The 4,630-nt window shown below is 60.5% G+C and carries 3 protein-coding genes and 1 pseudogene; 3 read left to right on the top strand and 1 reads right to left on the bottom strand.

Going from position 1 to position 4,630, the window contains the following annotated elements; translation table 11 throughout:
• Positions 1–99: 99 nt before the first annotated feature.
• Positions 100–657: a hypothetical protein gene (locus AB0M52_RS30995; protein WP_363961060.1), complete on the top strand. Its 558-nt coding sequence runs from the start codon at positions 100–102 to the stop codon at positions 655–657.
• A gap of 28 nt (positions 658–685) precedes the next feature.
• On the top strand, positions 686–2,521 hold the full coding sequence (locus AB0M52_RS30990; protein WP_363961058.1) for a hypothetical protein: 1,836 nt from the start codon (positions 686–688) through the stop codon (positions 2,519–2,521).
• A gap of 341 nt (positions 2,522–2,862) precedes the next feature.
• Here AB0M52_RS30990 and AB0M52_RS30985 read toward each other — a convergent pair.
• Positions 2,863–2,973, bottom strand: a pseudogene (locus AB0M52_RS30985) (IS5/IS1182 family transposase); the annotation flags it as partial.
• A gap of 188 nt (positions 2,974–3,161) precedes the next feature.
• On the opposite strand from AB0M52_RS30985, the gene AB0M52_RS30980 reads away from it, so the two are divergent.
• Entirely contained in the window at positions 3,162–3,515 is a 354-nt protein-coding gene (locus tag AB0M52_RS30980; protein WP_363961056.1) for a hypothetical protein, read from the top strand.
• Positions 3,516–4,630 lie beyond the last annotated feature (1,115 nt).

Here is a 4,630-nt window from a genome sequence, read left to right as displayed (position 1 = left end):
GTCGAAAGGAGCGCCGCAGGTGACAACCGAGCGTAGTGACCGCCTGGTAAAAGTTCTGCTTCTGGCGACTGTGATGTCAGTCGTTTGCCCTTTGAGGCCATGTCGCCGTATGACTTCGAGGCGCTCATTGCAGAGGTAGCCACGATGGTGGACGGCCACCGGGAGGCCCGGCTGTACGGCAGGTCCGGCCGGGCTGACGATGGCCGGGATGTGATTGCCACCGATGACGGTATGACGTATTTCGCATACCAGTGTAAGCGTGTGGCGCAATTCGACGGAGCTGCCCTGCGACGCGCGGTCACGGCGTTCGAGGTCCGACAACCGTTCGTCGTCACTAGTTTCATCGTGGTTGTGGCATGCATCGTCGACGCAAAAGACATTGAGACCGATCTGATTGAACTTCGGGCTGCGAGGCCCGGTCTCGATATTCAGGTTCGAGACGGCTGGGATCTGTCCAGGTCGCTACGAGAATTTCCGACCGTTGTCGAAACCGCGTTCGGGCCCGCCATCCGCCGGGACTTCTGCAACGAGGAGGATTCATCGACAGCGCCGAGTAGTCGTCCAATGACTGCCACGGTGGCGGAGGGCGGTATTTCTATTCAGGCTGGCCGAGACATCAACGGAGCAATACATTTCGGGCAAAGCAGTGGAAGGTGACGACAACTCCGGCGCCGATGCTGGGGCAATGATCGCCGAAGCTGGCCCTAATGCAACAATCCTCCAGGCGCGCCGTGATTTGAACGTTACCTACGTGCGTGCTCGAGTACCGCGCGTAGTGGTCAGTTCCAGAGACGTTCATGTCGCCGTTCATGCCTTCAGTCCACCTCAAGGCTATGAGCGGGCAGAACGTATCCTTTGGCGCGGGCATGGCGCGGGCGTAGTTGTGCTGATGGGGGAGCCCCGCACCGGGCGGCAAACTTGTGCGTTGTCGGTGTTGTGTCTCAGTACTGCTCAGCCCGTCCATAGGCTGAACGTGACCTGGGGAGAGCATGATTTTCGCGATCTCCCGCGAGAAGGCAATGCTCGGTACTTGCTTGACATTACTTATGCAGAGGAATTATCCGACGATTTTGCCGCCAATCTGCGTGATTATGGCCACGAACTGGAGGCGGTGAACGCAAAGCTAGTCGTCATCGCAAGCACCGCAGTCTGGCAACAGTACGCCGACGAACTTGCCGACATTACAGCGTCTATTGGCCAACCTCAGGTCCTCGAAGTTGTGCGGGCTCGGTTGGATTATCAGGCGCGACGCACTACCATTCCTGGAGGAGAGCTCCTAGATGTCCAGGCTCTAGCGGGGATCGTCGAAGCGTTGAAGGACAGCGATGCCCCGCCAGACTACGGCGTTAGCCTCGCATTTGACATAAGCGCGCATGCGGAATCGCAAGAGGAATTGCTACGCTTTGCCGCATCATGGAAGCGCTGGAATCGATATATTGTTGACCATCTGACCAAGGACGTGCCGGGTAGTGCGGGCGAGCGAATTTTGCTTATAGCCGCAGCGGTTCTGGGCGGAGCAACGGTTGAAACGCTTTCGGAAGAGGCCGGCGCTCTGAGTGAGAAACTTGGCATAGCGGTTGATCCTACGAGAACACTTGAGGGTGCCGACATACGTCAACAGCTCGCCAAGGTAGGGGCGCGTCGAATCGGCGACCGGATTTATTTATCGGCCCGAGGTGCGGACCATGACGAAGTTGTTGACTATCTTTGGGAGCAAAGGCCTAACATTAGGAAGGCACTTTTTGCCTGGATCACCGACATGTCAGCGCGCAAACCTACTGACAGCGCTGAGAGCCGTCGGCTTATCGAAGTGGTCCATCGCCTAGCATCCCGCCATCGATGGGTATCCGCAATTGATGTGCTCTTCAACTTGTTGAGCGGTAATCGTGATCAGAATCGTCGGGCTTATGCGGCTCTGGCTGGGCTCTTAGAGGATCCGCACGTCGGCCAGGCATTACAGAAGCGCCTTTACGATTGGGCTGGCGGCAGTCGAAATCTCGTCGAAGTAGCCCGGCTCTGTGGCGGCAAGGTTGGCGACAATTCGTTCACCGTTGCCGTCGTGCGGTTGCGTCGCGTTGCTAGTCGAGCGCAGACCGCTGCAGTCCGACTGGCTGTACAAGATGCATTGCGTTCTCATGCTGAGAGGACGAAACTGACTAGGGTGCTTTCGGTGGTTGAGCAATGGCCCCAGCATGAGAGAACCATCGCGCTGACAGGGCTTCTCGATCCCGAGTGGCTGCATAGGGCGGGCCATCTCAATACCCGTTCGGGTACTCAAGGTGAGCTAGGCCTTCTTGACCCCTTGGCTGATGCATGGCTGTGGCTCATCAACGACCCTGCTGCGGGCGAGTTCAACACGGAACTTATTCGTAGTTGGGGACGACTAGCAGATGTCTATCCGGAAGCTCGCGCTCTAGCCGTGGAACTGCTTGCGACTGTCGTTGGGGCTGGTCAACCCAATCCCCCTATAGCGACAATCTTCCAGCAGCTATCCCCCCGATATGTCTGCGGCAGTAATTGACTGCCTGAAAGGCAAACATGGCATTGAGTCGGTCGGAAGCAGAACGGATATGGCGGCTGAGATATGACCGCGCCGTCGCAGTTGAGCCTTTTCGCAAATGAGGCTGACTGCATCCTCATGTGGCGCCTGCTTTCAGCCTGCGTCTCGCAATTGAGGGTCGCAGGATAGAGGCAGACTAAAGGTCAGTGATTTTGCGGCAGATCGCGTTAGTCGGACGGGTTGAAAGAAGCACATACCCCGCTGCACCTGGCAGCCATCCCAGAGCGCCCGAGCGCCCCGCCGGAGGCACTGCCTGTGTCTCGACCAACGTGAAGCCCCAGATCCGTCATCGATCATGGCGGCCCGGGGCGCCACCACCGTCCTCGGCGGCGGGTGCGTTCGGCACGGATGAGGTCGGCCAGGTGGTTCAGGGTACGGCTGGACAGCGCGACCGCGGACGGGTAAGACAGCACAGCGAGGCTCCCGCTTGGGGCATCGGATCTTGGTCGACTGCTGTCTTACCGGGAGCCTCGTCCTATGTCGACACAGCCTCTCCATGCCTGCGTGACCAGGCCAATCACGATGAAAAAGCCTCCTTGTCGGCCTTGCCAAAAGCTGGCGGCCCTCGCTGACCGGCTGCTGTCAACAAGACGTGTGACGGATGGCGATGTTTCGTGTGTCACCTATCCTCGGCACCATGCCCCAAGCCGTGCTGGTCGAGAGCCCTGCCGCCGATGAGGAAACGACCCCAAGAAAGCCCGGTTCGTTGACCATATCTTGGCGGATGATTGCCTTTTCCTGCGCACTCCTCGCGGCCGGCTCAACAGGAACGCTGGCGATTGTTGTGCCGGTGAAGGACGTCGACACACTCTCCACAATCGCCCTGGCGCTTGCCATTCTTGCGTTCGTTATCCAGATCATCGTTTTTATTGCGCAATCCTGGACTTCCGGCCAGCAAATGCTGCAAAGTCAGGCCATCAACTCGGACACTAGATCACCTGACCGAGCTGCGTGAAAGCGCCAAGAATACTAATCAGCTGCTTGCCAATCAGTACGACAAAATACTTGAGCGGCTCCTATTAACGACCGAGAGGACTGTTAGCGAGAGCGCCACAGCCGGAAGCGTTGACTTGGACGAGCTGCGAAGCCGCCTAGAGCAAGAGCTTCGCGGGGCACTGTACAGCGAGATCCGGCACTCCCCTGGAGCATCCAGGCTCGATCACCTTTCACCAGAGCAGCGGTCTCGCCTGGCCTACTTTGAGACCTATCCACGGCCGAACGAAATCCGACAATGCATGGCCGTCCTGGATGGGCTTTCATCCGGTGCGCTCGCAACCTTACTTAAGTTTGGTCGCGATGAGATGAGCAGCATTAAGCGGGGAACCTATGAGGGCTTCTACCGTCGGGACATTGGACCTGCCGCCCAAGAGCTCGAAGTGCGGCACCTAATTGCGGTCGACGAAACCGCGACGGGCTTTCGCAGTCAGGACGAAGAGCGTCTACGGCTGACATCAGCGGGACGCCGAGCAGTTAGACCGCTGACGGCAGTAGGCAAACCACCTCGGGATGCTCCGCCTGAGTTGCTTGAGGTTCGACACAGGGCGCGAACACTCGGGGCTTAGCTCAGCCTGCCACCATCCTCACTGTCTGCCGTCGGCCCGCCCTCCTGGGGAGCGGGCCGCCGCCCGGCCCGCCATGCCATCAAGCGCACCTTGACGGCTCGTACGGAAGCTGGCGGGTCGGGCGGCGGTCTGCTCGGCTTGCCCGAGTCGATGGCAGGCGGGATGGCCTACCGCAACCACCCACGGACCGCGACCCGCCGACGGAGCCCCGGCCATCCTGGAGCCGGAGCGCCCCCGCCGGAGGCGCAGTAGCCGCAACCCCGCGACCGCCGCCAGCTCGCCGACGCGGCCGGCGTCCGCTTCCCTACGCCGCGCGGGCTCGTGGCCGCGCGGCCCGGCCGGCTGCCGGCCCACCACCTCACCGGTCAACGGTCTGTCGTCCTGCGGCGGCCCACCGGGCTCCCGCTCTCCGCGCCAGCCGCCGGGCATCAGGCGTGACGGGGTGCTCGCGGGACAGCGCCACCAGGGCCGCCGGCAGCAGGGTGCGTACGGCGCTGGGAAAGGCGCC

Source organism: Micromonospora sp. NPDC051296, assembly GCF_040682255.1.
Taxonomy (GTDB): domain Bacteria; phylum Actinomycetota; class Actinomycetes; order Mycobacteriales; family Micromonosporaceae; genus Micromonospora; species Micromonospora craterilacus.
This window is presented reverse-complemented; position numbering and strand designations above follow the sequence as displayed.